1 rRNA gene is annotated in these 542 nt (G+C 53.3%); it reads right to left on the bottom strand.

Annotation, left to right across the window (positions count from 1 at the left end):
• Positions 1-20 precede the first annotated feature (20 nt).
• A 16S ribosomal RNA gene (locus ACOTX4_RS26045) occupies positions 21-542 on the bottom strand; the annotation flags it as partial.

Raw genomic sequence — 542 nt, 5'->3', positions numbered from 1 at the left:
CAAAGGCAGGTTCTTTAAGGTAAGGAGGTGATCCAACCGCAGGTTCCCCTACGGTTACCTTGTTACGACTTCACCCCAGTCATGAATCACAAAGTGGTAAGCGCCCTCCCGAAGGTTAAGCTACCTACTTCTTTTGCAACCCACTCCCATGGTGTGACGGGCGGTGTGTACAAGGCCCGGGAACGTATTCACCGTGGCATTCTGATCCACGATTACTAGCGATTCCGACTTCATGGAGTCGAGTTGCAGACTCCAATCCGGACTACGACGCACTTTATGAGGTCCGCTTGCTCTCGCGAGGTCGCTTCTCTTTGTATGCGCCATTGTAGCACGTGTGTAGCCCTACTCGTAAGGGCCATGATGACTTGACGTCATCCCCACCTTCCTCCAGTTTATCACTGGCAGTCTCCTTTGAGTTCCCGGCCTAACCGCTGGCAACAAAGGATAAGGGTTGCGCTCGTTGCGGGACTTAACCCAACATTTCACAACACGAGCTGACGACAGCCATGCAGCACCTGTCTCAGAGTTCCCGAAGGCACCAA

Origin of the sequence: Enterobacter cloacae complex sp. IR5459, assembly GCF_049238005.1 — a bacterium.
Classification (GTDB): domain Bacteria; phylum Pseudomonadota; class Gammaproteobacteria; order Enterobacterales; family Enterobacteriaceae; genus Enterobacter; species Enterobacter hormaechei_C.
This window is presented reverse-complemented; position numbering and strand designations above follow the sequence as displayed.